The organism is Vibrio rarus (genome assembly GCF_024347075.1).
GTDB lineage: Bacteria > Pseudomonadota > Gammaproteobacteria > Enterobacterales > Vibrionaceae > Vibrio > Vibrio rarus.
In genome coordinates this window covers 1,559,826-1,584,258 of record NZ_AP024900.1, presented here as the reverse complement: position 1 = coordinate 1,584,258, position 24,433 = coordinate 1,559,826, and the positions used below count along the sequence as shown (strand labels likewise).

The window sequence follows — 24,433 nt, the reverse complement described above, 5'->3', positions numbered from 1 at the left end:
TTCTTAATCGGTTATGGTTGGTCAGAATAATGGGATTTGATGTATTTAGCCAGTCGATAATCGACAAGCTCTTTAACCAAGCTATGCAGCAGTGCGATATCTTGTGTGGCAATGTCAAGATTGGCCACAAAACAGTCATCTTTGATAGAAAAGGCACTGATGGCGTCCTGTTTGGTTTTATTAGTAAACGCCTTAATAGGATTGCCTTTCCAATAGCTAATCCACTTTGTCGTTGAAGGCGAGATATTCTGAAAATTGTCCGACAGTTCATTGGCAAACAGCGTCGGATAGGTCTTTAATATGTGCCAGCTTTTTTCTGCCAGTGCCATGAGTGTTGGCGGGCGATGAAAGCCATCTAGCTCAAGAAACGCTTCTAGTAAGATAGGTTTAAAGCACTTTGACATTGACGTCATTTGTACATGTTTTAATAAAAACCCTTGGTAGGTTTTGATGCACTGATTTAGTGAGGGATCATCGGAGAAGTGCGCGACTAAATCAAACCAACTGCCATGCTGTTTATTGACTTTATTCAGTTGGTATCCCCCATGGTAAAACTCACTGGCCGTGGGTCTATGGCCAAGGCGTGCTTCCAGTAATTGAAATTCATCAATGGCGGTATGTTGAAAGCGTTGTTGTAACCCTTGCCAAAAGTCTAGGGCTTGCGGGGCAATATTAACGTAGCACCCTTTACCAAGGGTTGGCAGTGCCGAGTATTGGGCCGGGTTGTCCTGAACTTGTTGTGTATTGCGTTCAGCAGCATTAGGCAGTTGGAAAAGATCACTGCGTTTTAAAAAGGAGTGGTGGTTACCTAAAAAGTCCAATACGACAAGGTGAGATTTATCGGCCGAAACTCGCAATCCACGCCCTAGTTGTTGCAAGAAGATGATGTTGGATTGAGTGGGCCTTATCATCAAAATAGTATCAATGGCCGGTAAGTCAGTGCCTTCGTTAAAGAGATCCACACAGAACAGTACCTGTATCGCGCCACGGTTTAATTGTGCCAATGCTTCATTGCGTCGTAGGTGAGATTGGCTGTGAACGGCGACCGCTTTAAAGCCGTGGTTAGAGAAGTAGTGATTAAACTGTTGTGCCATATAGTCTGCATGAGTAATGGAGACACAAAATGCCAGAGTGCGACTTTGTTGATGTTCAAGCCAGTGCTTGAATATGTGATGAGCACGTTTGGTGGTGGCAAATTTCGCTTCTAGGGAGCTAGGGTCAAACTTGCCATTGCGCCAAGGGATGGCTTGATAGTCGAGTGTATCATCCCAAATACCGTAATAATGGAAGGGCACCAGCAGGCCATCATTAATACCATGCACTAGATTACGTTCAAAAATGAGGTTGTTATTACATAAAGAGAGAATGTCGGCTTGGTCGGTACGCTCCGGTGTCGCGGTGAGTCCTAATAAAAATTTAGGGGCAAAGTAATTAAGAATGTTTTGGTAGGTGCTGGCACTGGCGTGATGAAACTCATCAATCACAATATAGTCGAAATGCTGTTGATCAAACTGCTGCAAATGTCGTTGCTTGCCTAATGTTTGTACGGAAGCAAAGAGTAATTCTTTATCAGCGGATTTTTCTGTGCGATTAAAATATCCTGCACAGCGATTGGGCCACAGTTTGGTGTAAGTATTGAGGGCTTGAGTTAATATCTCTTCTCTATGAGCCACAAATAACACTTTTTTAGCCTTCATTTGCATGGCGTCAAAGGCAGATAACCATGTTTTCCCCATACCCGTGCCTAATACCACCAGTCCTCTGCTATTACCTTGCTCTCTTGTTGTCGCAAGGGCTTGTAATGCCTCAATTTGAACGCTGTTAGGGACATACACCTCATCGGCTTCTAGTCCCATATCACTCACTAGATTCAGCGCTAAAGTCGGTTGTCTTTGGGCAATATATTGATCTATCCAGCTATCGCTGAGAGGGATGGCATTTTGATGATGAAATATTTTATGAAACTCTTGCCTAATGAGTTGAAATTGCTGCGCCTCAAAGGAGTGCTTAGGTTCTTTATGATCAAAGCGCAGGCACCATTCGTGGGCGTGAGTCAATGCGGCACGGCTAATATTGTTCGAGCCGACAAAGGCACTGCCACTATAAAATGTGTTTTCTTTATCACTGCGAACAAAGATGAAGGATTTCATATGAAAGCCCGTTTCTTTTGTGGCAAAGACTCTGACTTGTGTGTTGGGTGATGCAATGGCCATTAAAGAGCGCAGGGCGATGGGGTCAGTGATTCCTAAATAGTCGGAAGTCAACAGTCTAATGTGTAGAGAGTTTGCGCTGTCATTAGCACGTTCTATGGCTTCTTCGATTGCGGGAAGCAGTAATTGCAGCCCAGAGTTTTGAATAAACGACACCGCAATATCAATTTCAGTGGCGTGATTAATGGCAAATAACAGCTGTTCTAGTAAGCGGTCTTGTCCGCCTGTGGTAAGAACGTTATTTTTTAGGGTAAGAGAGTGATTAGGCATTTAAACACGCTTCTTTAATATTGCATTGAGCCATTTCTCATTTTCACGTCCCGCTCTCACATCCCTTGTTTCCCAGTGTGATGCCACGGTTAATACTTGGGTACTGCTTACCATTTGATGCAGTTTACGGGCGGTGAGATCACAAAAGAAGCGACCGTTTCGTTCCACCTCTTGTTCGCCGAGCTTAAATGAGCAGTAAAATAGGCCGGATGATTTTAAAAATTGACTCAAATGTATAAAAGTGGCTTTCAGTTCACTTTCCGGTACGTGTAGCAGTGAGGCACAAGCCCAGATCCCATCATAGCTATTCGGTTGGGCGGTAAAATCCATAAAGGTCGATTGCGAAACAGCGCAACCTGTCAATTGGCGAGCTAAGGTCACCAACTTAGAGCTTGCATCAAAGGCATCCACAGAATAACCGCGTTGTAAAAAGGCTTGGCTATCGCGACCTGAGCCACAACCAGCATCTAAAATACGCGCGTTATGGGGCAGTAAAGGAAGAAATGTTTGATATAAGGATTGCATTTCAACATCAACAGTGGAATCAAAAAATTGTTGAGCATTTTGGTTATAGTATTGAGTGGTGCTGTTCATGGACATTCCTTAGTGACAAGGTGCCATGATAGCAAATTTTTTTGTTGATGTTGTTTTGAAAGTGCGCAATATAAAGACGAAGAGTTTTACATCATAATTCAAATAAATAGCCAATAGATATATAACCTATTGGCTAGGTGAATAGGTTTGAGGCGTTATGGTTTAAGTACATTTAGTGGTACCGGACTTTCCATATTGGCAAGGAACTCTTCTAATACAACTCGATTATCAGCATTAATTGTGATGCCCCATTGAGTCTCTTGTTTTGCTTTATCAATAAAGATTATTTGCTCTTCATTGGTTTCCCAAAATTCAACTGAAGACGCATCGAAGTAATCATAAAGATTTTCAGACAAGGTACTTTTTAAAATTGGACAAAGCGGTGAGTTGTAATCACTGGGCATTAACGTCACGGAAAACATAAACATTCTCTCTTATAATTGATAGATACTGTAAATAATTAACATGTGTTTGATTTGCAGTCTATATGAGACTTGTAACAAATGTTTGCCAGTATGCGCCACATCATTATAAAAGTTCGTTTTTTGTGCAGTAAAGCAACTTTAAATCTGTTTTACGCTGATAATTTTTTAAGAGTGTTTTTTTTGCGTCAGGTGAGAAGGTGAGGACGTTGAGTCAACTTGTCGAGGTTGTCTTACGCATTGGTGTGCCTAGCTTGAGGCGCTTGGCACACCCGTGTATCTATTATTTTACTTGAGCATTTAACGCGGTATTTTCAGCCAGTTTGACCAATACAGCCACTGCTTGTTGCATTCCATTGATGGAAATGAACTCATGAATTCCGTGGAAATTATAACCGCCAGTAAAAATATTTGGGCAGGGTAATCCCATAAAAGAGAGTCTCGCACCATCAGTGCCACCGCGAATTGGCTTTATATCTGGACTGATCCCACAATCGAGCATAGCGTGTTTTGCTAGCTCTATAATGTGCGGATGAGGCTCCACCATTTCTCGCATATTTGCATAACTATCCTGAACCAATAACTCCACATGACCTTGTTGCAGTTGTTGGTTAAGTTGCTCGGTAGCTTGTTGCATAAATGCTTTACGCTGTTGCAATCCTTGCTGGGAAAAATCACGAAGAATATAAGACAATTCTGTGCGTGCCACCGAAGATTTCATAGCGGTTAAATGATAGAAACCTTCATAACCATCGGTACATTCAGGGGTTTCTTGCTCAGGCATTAATCGCTGAAACTTGGCCGCGATATTCATGGAATTTATCATTTTGTTTTTTGCCGTTCCCGGATGAACGTTCACCCCATGGCAAATAATGGTGGCAGTGGCCGCATTAAAGTTTTCATATTCAAGCTCACCGACAGGTCCTCCATCTACGGTATAGGCCCATTGTGCAGCAAACTTTGGCACATCAAATAGATCGGCCCCTCTACCAATTTCTTCATCAGGAGTAAAGGCAATGCAAATGTCTCCATGGGGAATTTGCGGGTTCTCTTTTAAATAGGCGATAGCGGTGATGATTTCAGCAATACCGGCTTTATTGTCAGCCCCTAGTAACGTTGTACCATCAGTAGTAATCAGATCGTGCCCGTGTAGGGCATTAAGATCGGGGTATTGAACAGGGGACAGCACCTCATTAGAACTACCCAGTACAATGTCTCCCCCTTGATAGTTTTTGATGACTTGAGGTTTAACGTTTTTCCCCAAAGCATCCGGAGCGGTATCCATATGAGCAATAAAGCCAATAGGCGGCACGTGATAGTGAACGTTTGAAGGCAGTTTTGCAGTGACGTAGCCGTTGTCATCTAAAGTGACATTATGCAGTTCTAACTGCATAAGCTCTTGTGTTAACTGCTGCGCTAATAGGTACTGTCCTAATGTGCTCGGGCATTGCTCTTGTTGTTCATCTGATTGTGTGTCAATGCTCACATAGCGCAGAAAGCGTTCCACTAATTGGGTCATTCTATTATTCCTTTATGATTGCTTCGTCTGTCTAGTATCCCCCTATATAAAATAAAAGGCGTTGTGATAAATCAGAAATAGCAGAGTTTTATTTATGAAGAGAGTCGGCAGAGCATTGAATGAGGCTGTCAATGCGCTCAAATTAGCAAAATTAAATACAGAAAATGAAATATAAATTATTTTTTTCTTATTTAACAGTTGCTTACGTAGTGGTGTTTGATGCTGATTTTTAGTGCTATTGCATGGATAATATTAAAAACAGCAATGCTATGTTATAACGTCTGACCTGAATATTTGCAGTGTGTCACATTTAATGAATGTCAAATCAACTGAAAACACCAATGACGAACGTTATTTGCTGGTTATGTCTTCGCTGAGTCGAGTGCTAGTGAGCACGGTTGGGCTTTGCGTTTTATGGTCGGCGATTAAATGGGCCATCTCCTTAGCATGATTAATATTACAGAATTAGTTATTGGCTATCAGAATAAAGCGGTTTGCCATCCCATATCAGGTCAGATAAAGCTCGGTTCTTTGTCTGCAATTGTAGGGCCGAATGGGGTGGGTAAATCAACGCTACTTAACACGTTATGTGGGTTAATTCCTGCTATATCAGGCACAACGAGCCTGACACATGTTGCAAAAAAAGACATCGCATGGTTGCCTCAAAAGTCGAATATTGATCAGGACTTTCCTATCAATGTATTTGAAGTGGTTTCTATGGGCTGCTGGCCGCGAAAAAGCCTGTTTGGTCGCTTGTCGAAAAAAGATATCCAACGAGTGGATTGGGCATTGCAACAAGTTGAGATTACCGACCTTAAAAAAACCAGTATCAACCGCTTATCTGGTGGTCAATTTCAGCGCATGCTATTTGCGCGCTTATTGGTGCAAGATGCTCCCGTCATGCTGATGGATGAGCCTTTTGCCGGTATTGATGAAGATACTCAAATGCTTATTTTAAAGCTTATCATTGACTTACATCGCAAGGGAAAAACCATTGTTGCGGTATTGCATGATATATCAATGGTCGAAAACTATTTTACGCACATTATACGCTTGAATAATGGACAGGCGGTGTTTGAGCAAAATAACAATTTAAATCAGGTATCACACTAACACTATGTCTATACATATTTTCGATGCATTTTGTCAGTTTGGTTTTATGCGACGCTCACTGATTGCTTGTGTAGTACTCTCATTTAGCTTACCTCCGTTGGGTATATTTTTGTTATTACGTCGCATGAGTTTAGTTGGAGACGCTCTTTCTCACGCTGTATTACCTGGCGTGGCGATTGGCTACCTTTTTGCTGGTATGTCACTGTTTTATATGGGAGTAGGTGGTTTTTTTGCAGGGCTATTTGTGGCGTTGACGTCCAGTTGGATCAGCAAACGTACCAAGTTAAGCGAAGATTCAACCTTTGCAGGGCTCTATCTTGGCTCCTTAGCACTAGGGGTGATTTTAGTCTCCTATCGTAAAAACAGTATTGACCTGTTGCATCTATTGTTTGGTTCACTACTGGCGGTGGACAATGGTGCTTTGGTATTTATTGGCGTGGTAGTGAGTATCACGCTATTAATTTTAGCCATTTGCTATAGAGCTATTGTCTATGAGTCTTTTAACTCTAGCTTTTTCTCTATTTACTCAAGTCGTTACTCTATTTTTATACACGCCTTGTTTATGGGGTTAGTGGTACTCAATCTCATTGCGGGCTTTCAGGTGTTAGGTACTTTGATGTCGGTGGGTTTGATGATGTTACCTGCCATTTCAGCCAGGTGCTGGACAGACCGATTACCCAAAATGCTGATGATAGCCATTGCATTTGGCATGATCAGCTCAATATTTGGTTTGAGCTGGTCGTGGTATCAATCTATTCCTGCGGGACCGGCCATTATTTTGGTGGCGATGTTTATTTTTATCTTGTCTATTTTCTGTGGCAGCAAAAAGGGAATGTTACGACAGTAAATGGCGTTATTACTTACTAGGAACACTTTATGAAATTATTAAAACTTGCAGGCGTAACTTTGGCACTTGCAACAAGCAGTGCGGCTATGGCCGGAACAGTCAATGCCGTTGCGAGCTTTTCTGTGTTGGGTGATATCGTGCAGCAGGTGGGTGGTGAGCATGTTGCTGTGACTACGTTAATTGGTGCTGGTAGCGATCCACACTCATTTTCTCCTGCGCCACAAGATAGTGTCACTTTAAATAAAGCAGATGTTGTTTTTGTTAGTGGGTTGGGCCTAGAAGGTTGGATGGACCGTTTAGTCAAAGCATCCGGTTATAAACATGAAGTCGTCACGGCTTCTAACGGTATTCAAACACGTAGCATGATTGATGATGGCGAGAAAATTATCGACCCTCACGCATGGAACAGCATGGCTAATGGCGTAACGTATGCAACTAACGTAATGAATGCTTTGATTAAAGCCGATCCAGAAGATGCGGCTTACTTTAAGCAGCACGGCGAGCAATACATCAAACAATTGTCTGAACTTAATGACTGGGCAGTGGCAACGTTTAAAGCCATTCCAAGAGAAAAACGTAAAGTACTGACCAGCCATGATGCGTTTGGTTACTTTGGCGCACAATACAATGTGGATTTTTTAGCACCACAAGGTTACTCCACCGAATCTGAAGCCAGTGCTCAACATATTGCTGAGCTTATCAATCAGATCAAAACGGAAGGAGTTAACGTTTACTTTATGGAAGATCAAGCGGATCCTCGTTTAGTGAAGCAAGTGGCGGCAGCAAGTGGCGCAAAAGAGGGCGGGGAACTCTATCCGGAAGCGCTGTCTTTAAATAGCGAAGCAAATACTTATGCCAAAGCCTTTAAACACAACGTGACTGTTATTGCCAATAGTATGAAGTAGGCGGCCTGTAATGCATTCTATCAAACCCACATTTCGCGCAACATTGCTTAGCCTGTTGCTGCTGTTTTTTTGCCAGTCAGTAATGGCTCATCCTCATTCTTGGATAGACACTAAGACGAAAATACTTGGCAATAGCACAACCATTGATGGTTTTAAAATGGAATGGACGTTTGATAGGATGACGACGGCGTATTTGTTTGATGGTGAGGACATGTCTCCTCAGCATCAACAAAAAACCTTACAAGACATTGCAGGCTCTGTTATTGATAATATGCGACCTTCACATGACTTCACTTATTTAGATAAGGGCAGTCAGTCATTTACATATCAAGATGTTACGGATGCGAAATTAAAAACAGTAAAGGGCAAGGCTATTTTAAGTTTTACGCTTCTGTTAGATAAGCCGTATTCATTTCATGGTGAAAAGTTGGTGTTACGTATATTCGATCCTTCTTATTATGTGGATATGTCTTGGCATTCAGCCGATGAGATTCAATTTTCCAGTGCGCTCAAGCCTTACTGTTCCCATTCTTTAGTAGAGCCACACCCAAGCGCTGCGCAAGTGAACAAAGCGATGTCGATTCCTGTTGATGCAACTCCTGATACTCAATTAGGTAAAGTGTTTACTCAAACTTTGAACTTTAGTTGCCTAAATGAAAAGTGACCAAAATGAAGATCAATAAAATAGTGCCTCTTGAGGCGCCACAACCTTCTAAAGTCAGCATGTCTAAACCCATGCTTATTATTGCTGTCGTACTGTTACTTGTTGTTGTGGCATTATGGTTTTTGTGGCCTGTGATTTTGCTAACCAGTATTCATTGGCAAAAAGAGTCATTAGACTATCTTACCGAGCAATTCTATAGTGGCGATAATAGTGCCCACCTTGTTATCTTAGCGGTGTGTTTTTTATATGGTATTTTGCATTCACTGGGTCCCGGTCACGGTAAAGTTGTGGTCAGCACCTATTTAGCAACCAATGAAACACGGCTTAAATCCGGTATTTTTATCACTATGTGTTCGGCGGTAGTGCAAGCTTTAGTGGCCGTGGCGTTGGTCAGTACTTTTGTGTTTGTGTTTCATCAAACCATGCGTAAGCTCAATACCACCGTCTCAGAGTTTGCCACCTATAGCGGCGTATTAGTGGCTTTACTCGGTTTGCAACTTATCTATAGTGCAATAAAGCATCTGTATACTTCGAGTAAGACTCATCACCATCAACATGGTGACAACTGTGGGTGCGGGCACAAACATTCGGCAAATGCGTCTGAGTTAAACACGCTTTCTAAGCCAAGAGAGTATTTGATGATTATTCTTAGTATAGGATTAAGACCTTGCTCAGGGGCGATCTTGGTGCTGTTTTTTGCTAATCTGACTCACTTATATTGGCTTGGGGTCATTGGTGCATTTTTAATGGCGATAGGTACAGCAATAACAACCTCGACCATTGCGTTTTTGACGGTGACGGGACGAAAATTTATTCAATACTACGTCAAGTCAACACGCTCCGGAATCACTATAGTATTGCCTACATTGATGAAATGTCTGGCAGGGCTGTTCTTGATTACTCTAGGCGTATTGCTTATTGTCATCCCAAGTTATGGCATGTCACCGATTTTTTCTTAAACCTTAAGTGTGTTTTGGCAGGGTAACATTGACCACTTGCTGTATTTTGTTGCTACTACCATCTTACCTTTTACAATGGGTGGCCATATTTCTTCAGGCCATGTTTCTATTAAATAAGGCCGCACTAACTAAGTGCGGCCTATTATGCTATTGACTCAAGTCTATCTGATATAGCGCAAAACCACTGTCGTCTTTGCCGACCTGTTTCATTGGGTATTGGCCTTTATCTTTAATAAACTGCGCCGCTTTGTCACTAGGTGACGTTTCAAAGCGTATATCGAGTTTGGTGGTGGAAGAGATAGGTGCAAAGCGCCAGTTGTTATCAGCGCTTGGGGTTACTTGGCCTTTTTCTTTGCTCACTTGCGAAATATAGCTCGCTAGAATGGTGCGGTTTTCATCAGGCGCATCAAAAGCAATAAACTCTGGGCCAGTGCCAGGGAAGGCGTTACTGTAGGCTCGGTAGTTATTGGTAGCAATGATGAATTCTTGCTTCATATGGATAGCTTTACCTTGGTAGGAGAGGCCAATAATTCGCTGTGATTGTGGGTTGATTACCTGACAGCGGGCGTCATATTTGGCAGGTTGAGTGACATCAATTTGGTAGTCAACACCGTCGATGACATCAAAGTTATAGGTTCTAAAGTTGTCCCAATCGATCAATCCTTGTGGCTGAGTACTATTAACATCTATTTGATTAAATTGCCCAGCACTGCACTCTAGCCACTCTTTAACTTCATGGCCGGTCACTTTGAGTGCGACTAAGGTATTTGGGTATAAATACAGGTCTGCAGCATTGCGAAAGGTCAGCTGTCCTGATTCTACTTCGGTATAGTTGGTCGGATCGTTTTTACGACCACCGGCTTTAAAAGGGGCCGCGGCCGACAGTACAGGAATGCCATCTAAGTTGGGGTCTCCTTGAATAAAGCGTTCCACATAGTCTTTTTGAGCCAAGTTGACAATTTGCACGGTAGGATCATCTTGAACCAGAGCTAAGAAGCTGTACATGACGTCATTGGCTTTGCCAATGGGTTGATTCACAAACTCACGTGTAGCCTTGTGATCCTCTGCCAGAGAGGCCACCATAGCCGCGTCAGCTTGTACAATAGCGGTCTTGTTTGCGTTGTTATAAATAGGGCGTGCTTCAGATTGGCCTTCACTTACCACCCATTTGCCTTGTGTTTGTTGTAAGGTCAAATCCATGATACCCACGTGGCTTCCCCAGCGTCCCGGCATGACAGCGGTAACACCATTAATGGTGCCTTTATCGTTATCAATACCTTGAATGTTATCAAAGCCTTTACCAGGGAATACAGCGTGCGAGTGACCAAAGGCGATGGCATCAATGCCGTCTACCTGCGTAAGATAATAGGTGGAGTTTTCCGCGCCAAGTTTGTATGGATCAGAGGAAATGCCGGAGTGTGGAATGGCCACAATAATATCAGCCCCTTCACTTTTCATTTGTGGCACTAGTTGTTCGGCCGTGGCTTTAATGTCTGCGGCAGTTACACGCCCTTCCAGATTCTTCTTATCCCATACCATGATTTGTGGCGGTACAAAACCAATGTAACCCACATTGATCTTATGTGCTTGACCATTGGTATCGGTAAAAGTATGCGCTTTGATTAGGTAGGGTTTAAACAGTGGTTGGCCGGTTTTCTTATCAAACACGTTGGCACTAATGTAGGGGAAAGTGGCACCTTTGATGCTATCAAAGAGGAATTCAAGGCCGTAGTTGAACTCGTGATTACCTATGTTAGCCACATCATAATCTAATAGGTTCATCGCTTTGTAAGCGGGGTGCACTTCCCCCATTTTGATGCCTTTAGATGCCATGTAATCCCCCATAGGACTACCTTGAATCAAGTCACCATTGTCCACTAACACACTGTTATGCACCTCAGCGCGAGCTTGTTTTACTAAGGTTGCGGTACGGGTTAACCCTATTTTTTTCGACGGGGCATCTTTGTAATAGTCATAATCCATTAAATTGGTATGAATATCAGCCGTCTCAATAATGCGAAGTTGGATGGTGCTGGCCATAGCAGGGCCTGCCATAACCAACATGCCCCCTAAAATGGCCAATGAAATGGGTTTGATTGATGTTGCCACTGTACGCTCCACGCAGTAAGAGTAATAAACAGGGCAAATGTAACAAATTGAGAAAGATGTGGGGTATTTGTGTATGCAACTGTCACTATATTGTTGTCAATATGCGACGTATCTCACATGAGGTGTTGCAGGTTATCGCTCAAACTTACGTTGATATCGAGGCAACATGGTTTCGTTACCTAGCAATCCACCTTGATGAATGTATAAAACGCTGGTGTCTTGATGTTGTTCCATCCAAGGTAATAATGCGTGCCACATATAAGGGTCATACAAAAGATCGAACTCGACATTGGTGTTTTTGTGCAGTTTTTGCCACAGTAGAAACTCGTTATGATATAAGTGCCCAAAATGGTGCTTATAATCGCAAGGAAGGACGCTAGGTTGCGCCACACCACCCAGTTCTTGCCACTGTTTGTGTAGGTATTGTGACCCGCCAACACAAGGGCAAGTTAATACTTGAATGTCATGCTGTTGTAGGTGCTTTTGCAAATAGTAGGAGGTTGTACCTGTACCTGAAGGTAGCGCAATGGCTAATTGTTGATGGGAACGAAAACTGGCCCAGTTGACGATTTCACTGGCTAAGCCAGCAATGCCTTGTTCGGCCATTTCACAGCGACCCCCTTCAGGGATCACTAAGCAATGGCTATCCGGTTGTCTGATTTGTTGTATATATTGCTCTGGGTGTACGTCACTGTCTACTTCAATGATCTTGGCACCCATTTCTAACGCACCGCGATAATTGCCTCTAGGGTTCTCTTTTAGCCACTGAGGAATACGCTGAACATAAAATTCTAATGACCATTTCTTGATTTTGCACAGTGCTGCCAGTGAATATAACGAGTTTGCTTGCACAGAGCCATAACCAATTAAGGTATTGATACTGGGGTATTCGTTGTGCAATAAACTCATAAATTTGCGAGCTTTATTGCCAGAAAAATGTTGATGTAACTGATCGTCACGCTTTAGATAAAAAGTGTGTTCACCAAAGGTGTGTTGGGTGATCGGGCTAGAATCCAGTTTCATAATTGTATTAAAACTTCCTGACAGGGTCAGTCAAATCAACAAGGTGCGCTATGTTAGTGCTATTTTCCAGTTTAACCAAGACGAATATCTCACAACAAAATAACTGCTTATAAGTGAATGGCATGAAAATCGGCTAATAGTGCGTACATGTAAATAAAAAGAAAAATTTATGCAGTAATTGTGTGTTTGCACATTGAAATGGAGATGAATTAAAGGGGTTGGCAAAACAAATGAGTGACCGCAAAAAGGTGATGCTTATGGAGAGGGGAAGCGGCATTGATGAGTAAAGTGATAAAAGGGTCACAGTAGTGACCCCTAATGATCACGCTGATTAAGCGCTAGCTTGTTGCGTACTTGCAACAGGATCGGCAGCTCGGTTTGATGTACTTTCAGCGCCATGCATCCAGCGTACTAACGTATTGGACATAAAGAGCAACACAATACCGCAAATGACAGCAGCAATAGCAATACCACCAAAGATAGCCACTGCGCCAAAGTCACCGACATGTGAACCAATCAGGCCCGCGACATAGTTGGCAATGGCATTAAAACCAAACCATGCGCCCATGAGTAGTGATGCTAAACGAAGTGGGGCAAGTTTTGTTACCATAGATAAACCGATAGGTGAAATGCATAGCTCACCAAGAGTATGGAAGAAATAAGCGCCAATTAGCCAACCCATAGAGGTTTTTACGCCGATATCGCCACCTTGTTGTAGCGCAGCACCGACCATGAACACAAAGCCCACCGCTAAAAAGAACAAAGCAAAGGCAAATTTAACCGGCGAAGTGGGTTCTTTTTTACCCATTTTTACCCACACAGCGGCCAATAGTGGGGCCAGTAGCATAATAAATAGTGGGTTTAAGGATTGGAACCACGCAGCAGGTACTTCAAAGGTGCCGATCAGACGATCGGTATATTGTTGGGTGTAGATATTCATTAGACCACCCGCTTGTTCAAAGCCTGCCCAAAATACGATGACAAACAAGCCTAATACCAAGATGACCTTTAATCGGTCCACTTCTTGCTTAGTGAGAGGTGCTTTTTTGTGTAAGTTGCTAGCATTGGCTTTTTTAGCTGCGGGGACAACACCGATATCGCCTAACCAAGAGTGGCTAAGCGTTAATTGCAACATCACACTGAACATCATGCCAATGCCGGCCACAAGAAATCCGGTATTCCAACCATAAGCGTTAGCGGCACTACCAGCAATGATACCCGCAAGTAGTGCACCGAGGTTAATTCCCATATAGAAAATTGTGAATGCACCATCACGACGATGATCCCCTTCTGCATAAAGGTCACCAACCATAGTGGAAATGTTTGGCTTAAATAAACCGTTACCAATGATCAGTAAGGTTAAGCCTAGATAAAATGAGGTTTGTCCATCAAGGCCGAATGTACCCATTGGTAAGGCAAGGGAAAATTGCCCGAGAGCCATCAGTACACCACCAATTAGTACTGATTTGCGTTGACCTAAATAGTTATCGGCAATGAACCCCCCAATCAGCGGGGTGATGTAGACCAATCCAGTATAAATGCCATACAGATCCAGAGCGTCTTTAGTGCTCCAACCTAATCCGCCATTTATTGTGGTATCAGTGAGGTATAAAACAAGAATGGCGCGCATTGCGTAGTATGAGAAACGTTCCCATAATTCTGTGCTGAATAAAAGAAAAAGACCACGAGGGTGGCCTAAGAGGGTGTTTTTAGTAGTCATAAATGTGTCTGTCTATAATAATTTTAATATGAACAGAAATAGGTATACCGTACGCCATTATAGGTAACAACTGTCAAAAAATAGCCGATATGCACATTGTTGGAATGTAAGTGATTGTATTCGTAGAATAAAAGAAGGACTTTTCATTAAGCTGGAATTGGTTGGGTGCTCAGTTTTCATTATTGGCTATTGCAATAAAAAAACCTCAAGCAAGGCTTGAGGTTTTATCTAATACAATGAGGGGTTCAGCTAAGGAATTATTGCTCAGCTTTAGCTTGTTCTGAGCGACAAACGGCTGCGGTAAATACTACGTCAGTTGAACTGTTAAGGGCAGTTTCTGCAGAATCTTGTAGAACACCAATAATAAAGCCAACACCAACCACTTGCATAGCCACTTCGTTTGGAATACCAAATAAGCTACAAGCCAGTGGGATAAGTAGTAGAGAGCCACCGGCTACACCAGAAGCACCACATGCCGAGATGGCAGCAATTAAACTCAGGAGTACAGCAGATAGGAAATCCACTTGAATCCCTAGTGTATGTACAGCTGCAAGTGTTAACACAGTGATGGTAATTGCCGCGCCACCCATGTTAATAGTTGCACCTAAAGGAATCGATACAGAGTATGTGTCTTCGTCCAGTTTAAGTTTTTCACATAATGCCATGTTTACTGGAATGTTAGCGGCACTTGAACGGGTGAAGAAGGCTGTAACACCACTTTCACGTAAACATTGTAGAACCAATGGGTATGGATTTTGCTTTGTTTTAACCCAAACAATAATAGGGTTGACGACTAGAGCGATCACCGCCATTGAGCTTAATAGAACGAAAAGCAGGTTTGCGTAACCAAGTAGGGCACTAAAGCCTGTGGTAGCAAACGTCGCTGCTACTAGACCGAAAATACCAAATGGAGCAAGACGAATAATAAAGCGAACAATTTGTGAGACCCCTTGGCTTAGATCTTCAAATACCGCTTTTGTTGTATCAGAGGCATGGTGCAACGCAAGACCCAGACCAATACCCCAAGCAAGAATACCAATATAGTTCGCATTCATGAGTGCATGTACTGGGTTATCAACAATTTTAAATAGTAATGTATGCAGTACTTCGGCAATACCTTGTGGGGGGGTTGCGCCCGTTGCACTGTCTACTAACGTCAGTGTTGTAGGGAAAGCAAAACTAAGTAATACGGCTGTGATCGCGGCTAAAAAGGTACCAATTAAATATAAGATGACGATCGGACGCATGTAGCTATGTTTGTTTTTCTTTTGGTTTGCAATGGAAGCGGCCACCAAAATAAAGACCAAAATGGGTGCAACAGCCTTAAGAGCGCCAACAAAAAGGCTACCTAATAGGCCGACACTTGTAGCAGTAGAAGGAGAGGCAACCGCAAGGATGGCACCGGCAACGATACCGATTAAGATTTGCATGACCAGGTTTCCCTTGGCCAAGCGGGCGATGAATGTGTTTTGCATAATATATCCATATATTTGGGAGAAAAAGCCTCTCCCTAATTGTGTTTTAAATATTGGGCGTTGGCTTAAACGCGATGATTATCTGCTGAACTATTGTGTATTGTTATAATATGAATCAACGTCTAATAGCATAAGAGGATAAATGTAATTGTCTAGAGGATCATCGCACAAAATGCTTAATTTTTAGAGCACAATATCGCAAACATTGACATGTTAGATTTATTTGTAACAAATATCGTAACATGTGCCGTAAAAATGGAAAATATTCGTTATGTTTTGCTCTGAGTCAGTTTTGTTAAATAACAACATTGGCATGAGTATTCGCTTTTATGACCCACTTTTGTGAGTGAATGGCGGAATAGAGTGATTATGCTTGGTGACACTGTCACTATTTGTCGGCGCAGTAGGCTAATGATCATCAAAGAAATCTTTATTGCGAATGTATTTACTCATTAAATGATATGAGAATGGTCGAATTAGCCAACTGATAAACGAGCGCCCTAAACGAATAAACGTTGGGGTGTTTTCATAAATTCGGCCATTATATAACCACAATATTTTACCCACATGCCAATACAAGAGTGGCAGTGGTGGCATAAAGGTCACCACATCGAGGTCACAACACACTCGGTAGGTTTTGTGGGGCAGAGTGTAACGCTGTTTAAAGGTCCATCCCCCAACAGCAGGTTGGCCAAATGTCACTATTCGTTTAATGGCCTTAGGGTGACGCCTTTCAATATGGTCGCCAATAATGCACCCTAAAGCCCCGCCAGATGAGTGCCCTGTGATGACCAGACGCATACCGTTATTAAGTAGCGGTGTGACGATATGCAAGACACGTTCGAAAACGCTCAGTCCAAGGGTATCAAGTTTGTGTGAAGGCGGGCTTTCTTGGCGCAAAAGGTAGTGGAAGCCTGCATGAATTGAGTAATCTAAGCCAAAGAGAGTTGCACTTCGTTGCCAGCACAATAAGTTGATGAGCCAATCTTTTATACTGTGTGAACCTTTGAGCACTATGACCACTTCTTGGCGTGATTTGCTCCACAGGATACGAATCATCACCTTTCCTTGAGCGTTGCGGATAATGCGTTGCCCGTTGGCATCAAAGCCAAAGGCGGTTTGTTTAAAAATGCGCGGATAGGCGAGTCGGCACAATACCGCATAGCGTTCATACTGATAACGTTTTAATCTTTTCAATGCGCTATGGTCTGTAAGCAAAAGGTTATTGTGGCGGGGAAAAATGACGAAATTATGACCGAGTGAAACAACAATGCGCTTTTAAAGCGTGTATTCATTGCTTATAACAGCGCCATGTTCGATAATTTGCCTACTTTAGAAAACCCTTATTCAGAGACACTTATTGTGCAACGTTTTACTGACACTATTATCCGTTTTCCCAAATCACTTATGCTACTGGTACTCAGTGTCACTTTGGTCGCTGGGTATTATGGAGTCACGCATTTTTCAATGAATGCGGATCTGAACGATTTGGTTGAGCAAAAAGGGTCATGGCGTGACAATTTAGATGCAGTTGAATCGGTATTTCCTGATAGGGGTAACGTGGTGATTGCGGTTTCATCAAATGATGGAGCACAAGCAAAAAAAGCCACGGCAAAATTAGCACAAGCCTTTAAAAAGCAGAAAATCTTTCAAGAAGTGTTTGCACCCTCAACATTGCCTTGGTTTGAACAATATGGGTTAGGCTTTCTTAATCAACAAGACTTTGATGCCTTAGATCATAAGGTGACGTTACTCCTTCCACAAATGATGACCTTGAGTCGTAATCATGATCTGCATGGCTACTTGGGGGCCCTAGATAAAAAACTGTCGTCAGAGGATCTTTCAGCCCAGGATGTGAATACGTTACTGACCCCCATAGCGCAGGCCGCAAATGATAATAATGTCCATTGGCAGGGGATACTAATGGACGAGGCTTCCGTGCCTAATGGTTATGTGATCAGCTTACATGCGGTGCCTGACTTTTCTGAAGCAGAACCCAACAAAGCTATAATGAATGCCGTTCGTGAAGTGATTTCCAGTGTGGGTATGCCTGCGGATGTTATGGTTCGTGTGACGGGACAAACCGCTTTAGATTTTGATGAAATTCAAGATGCTAATGACAGCGTTACCTTAGCGGGTACGGTGTCGTTAGTCAGTTTGATCTTAATATTAGCCATAGGAATACGCTCTTTGAGGATCATAGCGGCAAGTTACCTTGCCGTGCTGGTTGGTTTAGTGTGGACCTTTGCCGCAGGGTTATTACTTGTGGGAGCCTTTAATACCATATCCATCGTCTTTATGGTGATTTTTATCGGGCTAGGGGTCGATTTTGCGGTGCATTTGAGTTTGCACATTTATGATCAGCGCTTAAAAGGTCACGATAATAACGACAGTTTGAGCTTTTCTGTGCAACACAGTATTTCGCCTTTAGGTTTGTGCGCCTTGTCTTCCGCGGTTGGTTTTTTAAGTTTTTACCCTACGGCGTATAATGGACTGGGGGAGCTGGGAATTATTTCAGCCGCTGGAATGATCCTTGGTTTATTGGCGACCTTTTTAGTGATCCCACTATTTTTCCAATTCTTCGGTTACCCTAAAGTTAAGCGTAGCAATGCCAAGCGTTCAAAATTGGCTTTAAAACTAAGTGAGATGATTATTCATCATCACAAGAAAATTATTGCGCTGACTCTACTTGGTGCGGTGATCACAGGTTACGGTGCCCAGCAATTTCAGTTTGATTTCTCTACATTGGTATTGAAGAACAAAAATTCAGAATCCGTTGAGACACTGCAGTGGTTGCAAGACAATAAGTTGGGCTCAAGTTATCAACTGTTAGCGGTGGCCAAAGATAGAGAGCAAGCATTACAGTGGGAAGAACAGCTTAATCAACAGCCAGAAGTAGCGTCTACATTAAGTGCGAACTCTTTTTTACCTGTGTCCTATTCACAGCGTGTTGCACAATTGAATGACAGCATGAAGGTTCACTCTCAAGCAAAAGAGCGAATGAGCTGGGTGGCATTTTTTGCCAAATATAAATCTTTATTGATGGTCTCGGGCGCACCGCAAACGGCCATATCAGAAGGGGCGATAAAGCAACACTTACTTGCTGAGGCAGCATCATTACAGCAGTTGTCCTCCCAAACTACAGTGTCAGAGCCAAGTGTGGACATGCTACCGACACAAATTCGTCAAAAATACATAAGTGAGCAAGGTCAATGGCTGTTATCAATTACGCCGTCCGGTGATATGCGTGATGTGAGTCAGGTGAGTGCGTTTATTGATGCGGTGCAACACATAGCACCATTGGCAACAGGCCGAGCCGTAGCGGAACAGCAAGTGGGGCAGATCATCATTAAGGCGTTTTATACGGCAATCGTGATTTCTATTATTGGCATCACCGCTATTTTGTTGTTCAGTGTCCGATATAAGCTGGATATCTTGTTTATATTTATTCCGTTAATTCTTACTACTACCACCACGTTAGCTATTGCCCATTGGTTTGGTCAGTCACTGAATATGGCCAATATTATTGTGATACCTTTGATCTTTGGTTTAGGAGTAGATAACGGCATTCATATTGTGAAGCGTTTTCGTCGTGAACAAACCATTACACGCTTTTTCTCTTCATCTACACCTAAAGCCACGTTGATCAGTTGCTTAACCACCATAGCCACGTTTGGCTCATTAATGTTGGCCGATCATCAAGGAATGCACTCCATTGGCTTTTTGTTGACCATAGCGTTAAGCGCTATTTTATGTTTCAGCTTGCTGATTTTACCCGCGTTTTTACATCGCTTTGAACCCAATAGAGAGTTCGAACTTTAGTAGTAAGGTAAACCCCAGATAGCAATAAGGCCGTGTTATCACGGCCTTATTTTTAATGTGCTTTTAGCGGTATCGAGCCGTATTTAGCGGCGGCGGGTCTTATTTTTTCCAGCCTGTGCTTGATGGCCATTAGCCTTGTTTTGTCCGCGACCTTTAGCCGAGCCAGTATTATTGCCGGTGTTATTGCCGTTACCGCTGTTGCTCTTTCCTTGCCCTTGATGAGTACCGCCTTGTTTTGGCTGTCCCGGTCTTCCTTGGCCAGATTTTGCATTACCTCGATGATTAGGCTTACGAATATCCGGTTGTTTATCGGTATGCTTAGTCGCAAAGCGGTGCGCACCATGACGTCCAGACTTACGTCGTTGGGCTGGGGTTTGCGCCTCGATATCTTCTTCAGGCACTAAACAGCTTGGTTTATCACCAATAAGATGCTTTTTGCCAAGGCTTATTAGGGCTTCACGAATTAATGGCCAGTTTGCGGGATCATGATAACGCAATAAGGCTTTATGTAAGCGGCGTTGACGCTCGCCTTTTGCCACTGGCACATCTTCACGTTTTTTATATTTAACGCGTTTTAATGGATTGGTCTCAGAGTAATACATGGCCGTTGCGTTACACATAGGAGATGGATAGAAGTTTTGCACCTGATCGCACTCATATTTATTGGCTTTTAGCCACAACGCTAGGTTGATCATATCTTCATCTTCGGTGCCAGGGTGGGCTGAGATGAAGTAAGGAATAAGATACTGTTTCTTACCCGCTTGTTGACTGTATTTTTCAAACATCTCTTTGAAACGGTCATAAGCGCCCATACCTGGCTTCATCATTTTATCTAATGGGCCTTTTTCGGTATGTTCTGGCGCTATTTTTAAGTAGCCGCCAACATGGTGCGTGACTAATTCTTTGACGTATTCAGGAGACTCAATGGCGAGATCATAGCGCACCCCTGAAGCGATCATGATTTTCTTCACCCCTGGAACTTTTCTGGCTGCGCGATATAAATCTATGGTGTGCTTATGATCGGTATTTAATTTATTACAAATACCGGGAAAAACACAAGAAGGGCGACGGCAAGTGGCTTCCGCTTTTGGGATGCTACACCCTAAACGGTACATATTCGCGGTAGGGCCACCTAAGTCGGAGATGGTTCCGGTAAACCCAGGCACTTTATCTCGGATCTCTTCTAACTCATTTAAGATGGATTCTTGAGAGCGATTTTGAATGATACGCCCTTCATGCTCGGTAATAGAACAAAAAGAACAGCCGCCAAAGCAGCCACGCATGATGTTTACCGAGGTTTTGATCATATCGTAGGCGGGTATTTTGGCTTTGCCATACATAGGGTGTGGCACGCGTGCAAAAGGCAGGCCAAACACATAGTCCATCTCTTCGGTGGTTAATGGAATAGGTGGTTGGTTGACCCACAGTTCACGATCACCATGGCGTTGAATCAAAGCGCGCCCAGAATGGGGGTTGGTTTCTAGGTGCATGATGCGACTGGCGTGGGCATACAAAATTCTATCATTGTGCAGTTTTTCAAAAGCAGGAATGCGAATCGCCGTGGTTTCTGAATCGTGGCGACTCGGGCGAATCACTATTGGCTCTGCTTTGGTTTCGGACTGTTCTGAGGATTTGTCAGTGCAATTGCTTTCCACCTCATAGGGGTTGGTGGGCACAAAGGCTTTATTGGGTTTTTCAATACGTGACGAGTCAATGATCTTGAAGGACTCTGGGGCTTGAGCAAGATTAACCGCCGTACCACGAATATGAGTAAGCTGACTGATCTCTTCGCCGTTAGCGAGACGGTGCGCGACTTCAATGAGGGCACGTTCCGCATTACCAAACAGTAATAAATCCGCTTTTGCATCAAATAATACTGAGCGACGAACTTTATCAGACCAATAATCGTAGTGGGCAATGCGTCGTAAGCTCGCTTCAATACCACCGAGAACAATAGGCGCCTGTTTGTACGCTTCACGACAACGTTGAGAATAGACTAAAGTGGCGCGATCAGGACGTTTGCCCCCTTCATTATTGGGCGTATAAGCATCGTCATGACGTAACTTTCTGTCTGCCGTGTAGCGGTTGATCATGGAGTCCATATTGCCAGCAGTGATACCAAAAAAGAGATTGGGTTGACCCAATTTCATGAAATCTTTTTTATCCCCCCAGCGCGGTTGGGGGATGATACCCACGCGAAAACCTTGCGCTTCAAGTAGACGACCAATAATGGCCATACCGAAACTTGGATGGTCTACGTATGCGTCGCCGGTAATAATGATAATGTCACAACTGTCCCATCCTAATGCGTCCATCTCTTTGCGACTGGTTGGCAAAAATGGCGCGGTTCCGAAGCATTCGGCCCAGTATTTTTTATGTTGGTGGATTGGGGTTATGGCGTTGTGCATTTTTTGACCTCTTTTGAGCAAGCGGTGCATTATAGCGATTCGTGTTAATGTTAGCTAGCAGAAGCCCAAACTTTATATATACTCAAGTAATACTCCTTTAATTTCATATATATAATAGTGGTCGAATATGAAAAAGCCCATCGGCAATATTGCTCTTGTTATGACACTCTCAGCGTTCATATGCAATATGGCGCAAGCCAGCCAGTTTACTGACCCTTTAGATGGCGCTTTTGATATGGGAGAGTACCTGGCAGAAAACGCCTACGGCTTTTTGCCCGTGCCCATCATTATCACCGAACCTGCAGTAGGTTATGGCTTTGGGGTGATGGGGATGTTCTTACATGAAACCGAGCAGCAAAAAGAAGCGCGGCGAAAACTGGCGTTGCAGTCTGTGGATGGAGGGGCAATGCTGATCCCTCCGGCCGTGACAGTGGCCGGTGGTGGTGGCACGGAAAATGGCAGTTGGTTTGCCTTGCTGGGTCATAGAAGAGTGTGGCAACAAGACAGTATTCGCTACTTGGGAGGCATTGGTGTAGGCCGTGCTATCATGGATTTTTACCCTTGGTCGAATAATCAAGGGCCATTGAAAGAGCGAGGCTTTGAAATTGAAACCAAAGGGCTAGGGGGAATGCAAAAATTGCAGTTTCGTATATCCAATACGCCACTGTTTTTGGGGGTTCAGCAGTTCTACTCTGATAGTGAAGTCACGGTGAATAATATCCTAGGAACCGAGCACACCTATCGTTTTGGTAACACTAAGAGTTCGGGGCTTGGCGTTAACCTAGAATACGATGCAAAAAACAGCTTTTTCTATCCCACACAGGGATGGGATTTTAAAGCAGAATACCTATGGTATCGCTCTGGTATTGGCAGTGATAACGACTATGAAACCCTATTAGCGTCCAGTACGGCCTATTTTCCTATTGCCCCACGTTGGACCTTAGCTTTTGCGGTGGAATATAACGCCCTTACCACAGATGAATCCCGCCTTCCTCCTTTAGCCTATCCTGACATTAATTTACGTGGCATCCCCGTAAACCGTTATCAAGGGAACTATACCAGTTCTTATCAAACGCAAGTTATGTGGCAGTGGACACCGCGCTGGAGTATTTCTGTGTTTGGTGGGGTGGGAGGCAACAGCGGTATAGGGGAGGCCAATGAAGGCGTTTCGACTATGTTTGAGCAGATGAAGTGGGCTTATGGCAGTGGATTTCGTTATTTGATTGCTCGCCGTTATGGCGTACATATGGGGATGGACTTTGCGTTTAGTGAACACGATAACGCTTTTTACTTTAATGTAGGCACAGGATTGTAATCCCTTAACCTAGGGTTACACTGTGACCCTAAAATCATTTTAATTTTCGATGTTATGCACAATTACGCTCAATTATCGCAATATCTGTTGTTACCCATGGCCATTGGCGCTTTGCTGGTTCTTATTACGGCTTTGCTAAAGGGGGACATCTGCCCAGGTCAAAGGGGGCGATTACATCAGCAACTGCCTATTATTGCTGGCTTATTTTTTATTAGTGCAGGAGCCTTGCCTGCGTTTCTGATCCCAGCAGGCTTATTGGTCTATTTCTCCGTACAGACACAAACAGGCAAAACCCGCCATCGGGGGCCCCTCTTTTTATTGTATCTATGCGCTTTATCCGCCACGTTGTTTTGGCTGGCCGCTATTGTGAGCAGTAAGCCGCCCTTTATTGTAGGGTCGCTCAGCGTTTGTGTCGCGTTATTGCTGTTTTTAGGGGCTGTGTTGGCCCAATTACTGTTGATCAGAGCGCGCAGTCGTTTACAAGCCTTTCATCGCCTGCTTCCTGTTACGGGCATCATCTCTTTAATGATGGTGGTGATTGCTGTATTGCTACAAACCTATTGGGCTTGGTCGGCAAATAGTGAGTGGGTGGTTGGGGTGATAGTGTATGCATTTCCCACTTTGATTTTAGCGGTGGTGATATGGAGTTGGCATCTGTTTTGTGATGGTACAGTGCAATTATGGCAAATAGCGCTTGCCGGTATATTGGCACTGCTGGGGAGTTATCTATTATTGCCACTATTTTAAGTGGAAATGTGAGCGGATATGCCCTTGCTGACTGTCAAATTGACGGTTTACATCTAATCTTATATGAGTGCTTGTTGACGATTAACGAAGAGGTAGCTTATGGATCTGAGTAACTTGACCCATTGGGATAGTAATATCTTGCTTGGCATCATCAATGAAAAGTTGCGCCTAGAATGCGAAAGTATTGAAGAGTTGTCGAGTATGTATGAGATTGATGTGAGCCGTTTGGCGGATAAATTGGCTCATGTGGGCTATCAATACGATCCTTTAACCAATCAGTTTAAATCGCGAGGCTTTTAGCCGATTTGCAC

19 protein-coding genes are annotated in these 24,433 nt (G+C 43.4%); 9 read left to right on the top strand and 10 right to left on the bottom strand.

Annotated elements, in window-relative coordinates:
- Positions 1–11 precede the first annotated feature (11 nt).
- From OCU56_RS07355 to pepT, 4 genes are all read right to left on the bottom strand, one after another.
- Positions 12–2,480: a DEAD/DEAH box helicase family protein gene (locus OCU56_RS07355; protein WP_261872586.1), complete on the bottom strand. Its 2,469-nt coding sequence runs from the start codon at positions 2,478–2,480 to the stop codon at positions 12–14.
- Complete coding sequence (locus OCU56_RS07350; protein WP_261872585.1) at positions 2,481–3,074, bottom strand: class I SAM-dependent methyltransferase; 594 nt, start codon at positions 3,072–3,074, stop codon at positions 2,481–2,483. It lies immediately after the preceding gene.
- 155 nt (positions 3,075–3,229) lie between these two features.
- Entirely contained in the window at positions 3,230–3,502 is a 273-nt protein-coding gene (locus OCU56_RS07345; protein WP_261872584.1) for a hypothetical protein, read from the bottom strand.
- Positions 3,503–3,779: 277 nt separating this feature from the next.
- On the bottom strand, positions 3,780–5,015 hold the full coding sequence (pepT, locus tag OCU56_RS07340) for a peptidase T (RefSeq protein WP_261872583.1): 1,236 nt from the start codon (positions 5,013–5,015) through the stop codon (positions 3,780–3,782).
- 429 nt (positions 5,016–5,444) lie between these two features.
- On the opposite strand from pepT, the gene OCU56_RS07335 reads away from it, so the two are divergent.
- From OCU56_RS07335 to OCU56_RS07315, 5 genes are read left to right on the top strand one after another with little or no spacing between them, the layout of a single operon-like run.
- A complete protein-coding gene (locus OCU56_RS07335) occupies positions 5,445–6,128 on the top strand; it encodes a metal ABC transporter ATP-binding protein (protein ID WP_261872582.1) in 684 nt (227 codons plus the stop codon).
- A gap of 4 nt (positions 6,129–6,132) precedes the next feature.
- Positions 6,133–6,975, top strand: coding sequence for a metal ABC transporter permease (locus tag OCU56_RS07330; RefSeq protein ID WP_261872581.1), 843 nt, complete (start codon positions 6,133–6,135; stop codon positions 6,973–6,975).
- A gap of 29 nt (positions 6,976–7,004) precedes the next feature.
- On the top strand, positions 7,005–7,880 hold the full coding sequence (locus tag OCU56_RS07325) for a metal ABC transporter solute-binding protein, Zn/Mn family (protein ID WP_261872580.1): 876 nt from the start codon (positions 7,005–7,007) through the stop codon (positions 7,878–7,880).
- A gap of 10 nt (positions 7,881–7,890) precedes the next feature.
- On the top strand, positions 7,891–8,544 hold the full coding sequence (locus OCU56_RS07320; RefSeq protein WP_261872579.1) for a DUF1007 family protein: 654 nt from the start codon (positions 7,891–7,893) through the stop codon (positions 8,542–8,544).
- Positions 8,545–8,549: 5 nt separating this feature from the next.
- On the top strand, positions 8,550–9,503 hold the full coding sequence (locus OCU56_RS07315; protein WP_261872578.1) for a nickel/cobalt transporter: 954 nt from the start codon (positions 8,550–8,552) through the stop codon (positions 9,501–9,503).
- Positions 9,504–9,650: 147 nt separating this feature from the next.
- Here the strand turns inward: OCU56_RS07315 and cpdB are convergent, their stop codons facing one another.
- The 5 genes from cpdB to OCU56_RS07290 form a co-directional block, all read right to left on the bottom strand.
- Positions 9,651–11,612, bottom strand: a complete 1,962-nt coding sequence (cpdB, locus tag OCU56_RS07310) for a 2',3'-cyclic-nucleotide 2'-phosphodiesterase (protein WP_261872577.1) — start codon at positions 11,610–11,612, stop codon at positions 9,651–9,653.
- 132 nt (positions 11,613–11,744) lie between these two features.
- Positions 11,745–12,635 carry a 1-aminocyclopropane-1-carboxylate deaminase/D-cysteine desulfhydrase gene (locus tag OCU56_RS07305; protein WP_261872576.1) on the bottom strand — a complete coding sequence of 297 codons (891 nt, stop codon included), beginning with the start codon at positions 12,633–12,635 and terminating at the stop codon, positions 11,745–11,747.
- Positions 12,636–12,966: 331 nt separating this feature from the next.
- Positions 12,967–14,355 (bottom strand): peptide MFS transporter, encoded by a 1,389-nt coding sequence (locus OCU56_RS07300; protein ID WP_261872575.1) that lies wholly within the window; start codon positions 14,353–14,355, stop codon positions 12,967–12,969.
- Between the two features lie 257 nt (positions 14,356–14,612).
- Complete coding sequence (sstT, locus tag OCU56_RS07295; RefSeq protein ID WP_261872574.1) at positions 14,613–15,830, bottom strand: serine/threonine transporter SstT; 1,218 nt, start codon at positions 15,828–15,830, stop codon at positions 14,613–14,615.
- Positions 15,831–16,238: 408 nt separating this feature from the next.
- The gene (locus tag OCU56_RS07290) at positions 16,239–17,027 is read right to left on the bottom strand and encodes a lipase family protein (RefSeq protein ID WP_261872573.1); all 789 of its coding nucleotides are present in this window, start codon (positions 17,025–17,027) and stop codon (positions 16,239–16,241) included.
- 114 nt (positions 17,028–17,141) lie between these two features.
- Between OCU56_RS07290 and OCU56_RS07285 the strand changes: the two genes are divergently transcribed.
- Entirely contained in the window at positions 17,142–19,652 is a 2,511-nt protein-coding gene (locus OCU56_RS07285; protein WP_261872572.1) for an MMPL family transporter, read from the top strand.
- A gap of 83 nt (positions 19,653–19,735) precedes the next feature.
- Here OCU56_RS07285 and OCU56_RS07280 read toward each other — a convergent pair whose 3' ends face one another.
- A complete protein-coding gene (locus OCU56_RS07280) occupies positions 19,736–22,060 on the bottom strand; it encodes a YgiQ family radical SAM protein (RefSeq protein ID WP_261872571.1) in 2,325 nt (774 codons plus the stop codon).
- Between the two features lie 127 nt (positions 22,061–22,187).
- Between OCU56_RS07280 and OCU56_RS07275 the strand changes: the two genes are divergently transcribed.
- The 3 genes from OCU56_RS07275 to OCU56_RS07265 all read left to right on the top strand — a co-directional run bounded on the left by OCU56_RS07275 (position 22,188) and on the right by OCU56_RS07265 (position 24,422).
- A complete protein-coding gene (locus tag OCU56_RS07275) occupies positions 22,188–23,375 on the top strand; it encodes a BamA/TamA family outer membrane protein (protein WP_261872570.1) in 1,188 nt (395 codons plus the stop codon).
- Between the two features lie 54 nt (positions 23,376–23,429).
- Entirely contained in the window at positions 23,430–24,122 is a 693-nt protein-coding gene (locus OCU56_RS07270; protein WP_261872569.1) for a hypothetical protein, read from the top strand.
- 99 nt (positions 24,123–24,221) lie between these two features.
- A complete protein-coding gene (locus OCU56_RS07265; protein WP_261872568.1) occupies positions 24,222–24,422 on the top strand; it encodes a DUF4250 domain-containing protein in 201 nt (66 codons plus the stop codon).
- Positions 24,423–24,433 lie beyond the last annotated feature (11 nt).

Coding starts and splice junctions, on each gene's coding strand:
- OCU56_RS07275 (WP_261872570.1), top strand. CDS start 22,188: ATGAAAAAGCCCATCGGCAATATTGCTCTTGTTATGACACTCTCAGCG.
- OCU56_RS07325 (WP_261872580.1), top strand. CDS start 7,005: ATGAAATTATTAAAACTTGCAGGCGTAACTTTGGCACTTGCAACAAGC.
- OCU56_RS07345 (WP_261872584.1), bottom strand. CDS start 3,502: ATGTTTATGTTTTCCGTGACGTTAATGCCCAGTGATTACAACTCACCG.
- OCU56_RS07270 (WP_261872569.1), top strand. CDS start 23,430: ATGCACAATTACGCTCAATTATCGCAATATCTGTTGTTACCCATGGCC.
- OCU56_RS07320 (WP_261872579.1), top strand. CDS start 7,891: ATGCATTCTATCAAACCCACATTTCGCGCAACATTGCTTAGCCTGTTG.
- OCU56_RS07315 (WP_261872578.1), top strand. CDS start 8,550: ATGAAGATCAATAAAATAGTGCCTCTTGAGGCGCCACAACCTTCTAAA.
- OCU56_RS07285 (WP_261872572.1), top strand. CDS start 17,142: ATGTTCGATAATTTGCCTACTTTAGAAAACCCTTATTCAGAGACACTT.
- OCU56_RS07305 (WP_261872576.1), bottom strand. CDS start 12,635: ATGAAACTGGATTCTAGCCCGATCACCCAACACACCTTTGGTGAACAC.
- OCU56_RS07330 (WP_261872581.1), top strand. CDS start 6,133: ATGTCTATACATATTTTCGATGCATTTTGTCAGTTTGGTTTTATGCGA.
- OCU56_RS07335 (WP_261872582.1), top strand. CDS start 5,445: ATGGGCCATCTCCTTAGCATGATTAATATTACAGAATTAGTTATTGGC.
- OCU56_RS07355 (WP_261872586.1), bottom strand. CDS start 2,480: ATGCCTAATCACTCTCTTACCCTAAAAAATAACGTTCTTACCACAGGC.
- sstT (WP_261872574.1), bottom strand. CDS start 15,830: ATGCAAAACACATTCATCGCCCGCTTGGCCAAGGGAAACCTGGTCATG.
- OCU56_RS07265 (WP_261872568.1), top strand. CDS start 24,222: ATGGATCTGAGTAACTTGACCCATTGGGATAGTAATATCTTGCTTGGC.
- pepT (WP_261872583.1), bottom strand. CDS start 5,015: ATGACCCAATTAGTGGAACGCTTTCTGCGCTATGTGAGCATTGACACA.
- OCU56_RS07280 (WP_261872571.1), bottom strand. CDS start 22,060: ATGCACAACGCCATAACCCCAATCCACCAACATAAAAAATACTGGGCC.
- OCU56_RS07300 (WP_261872575.1), bottom strand. CDS start 14,355: ATGACTACTAAAAACACCCTCTTAGGCCACCCTCGTGGTCTTTTTCTT.
- OCU56_RS07350 (WP_261872585.1), bottom strand. CDS start 3,074: ATGAACAGCACCACTCAATACTATAACCAAAATGCTCAACAATTTTTT.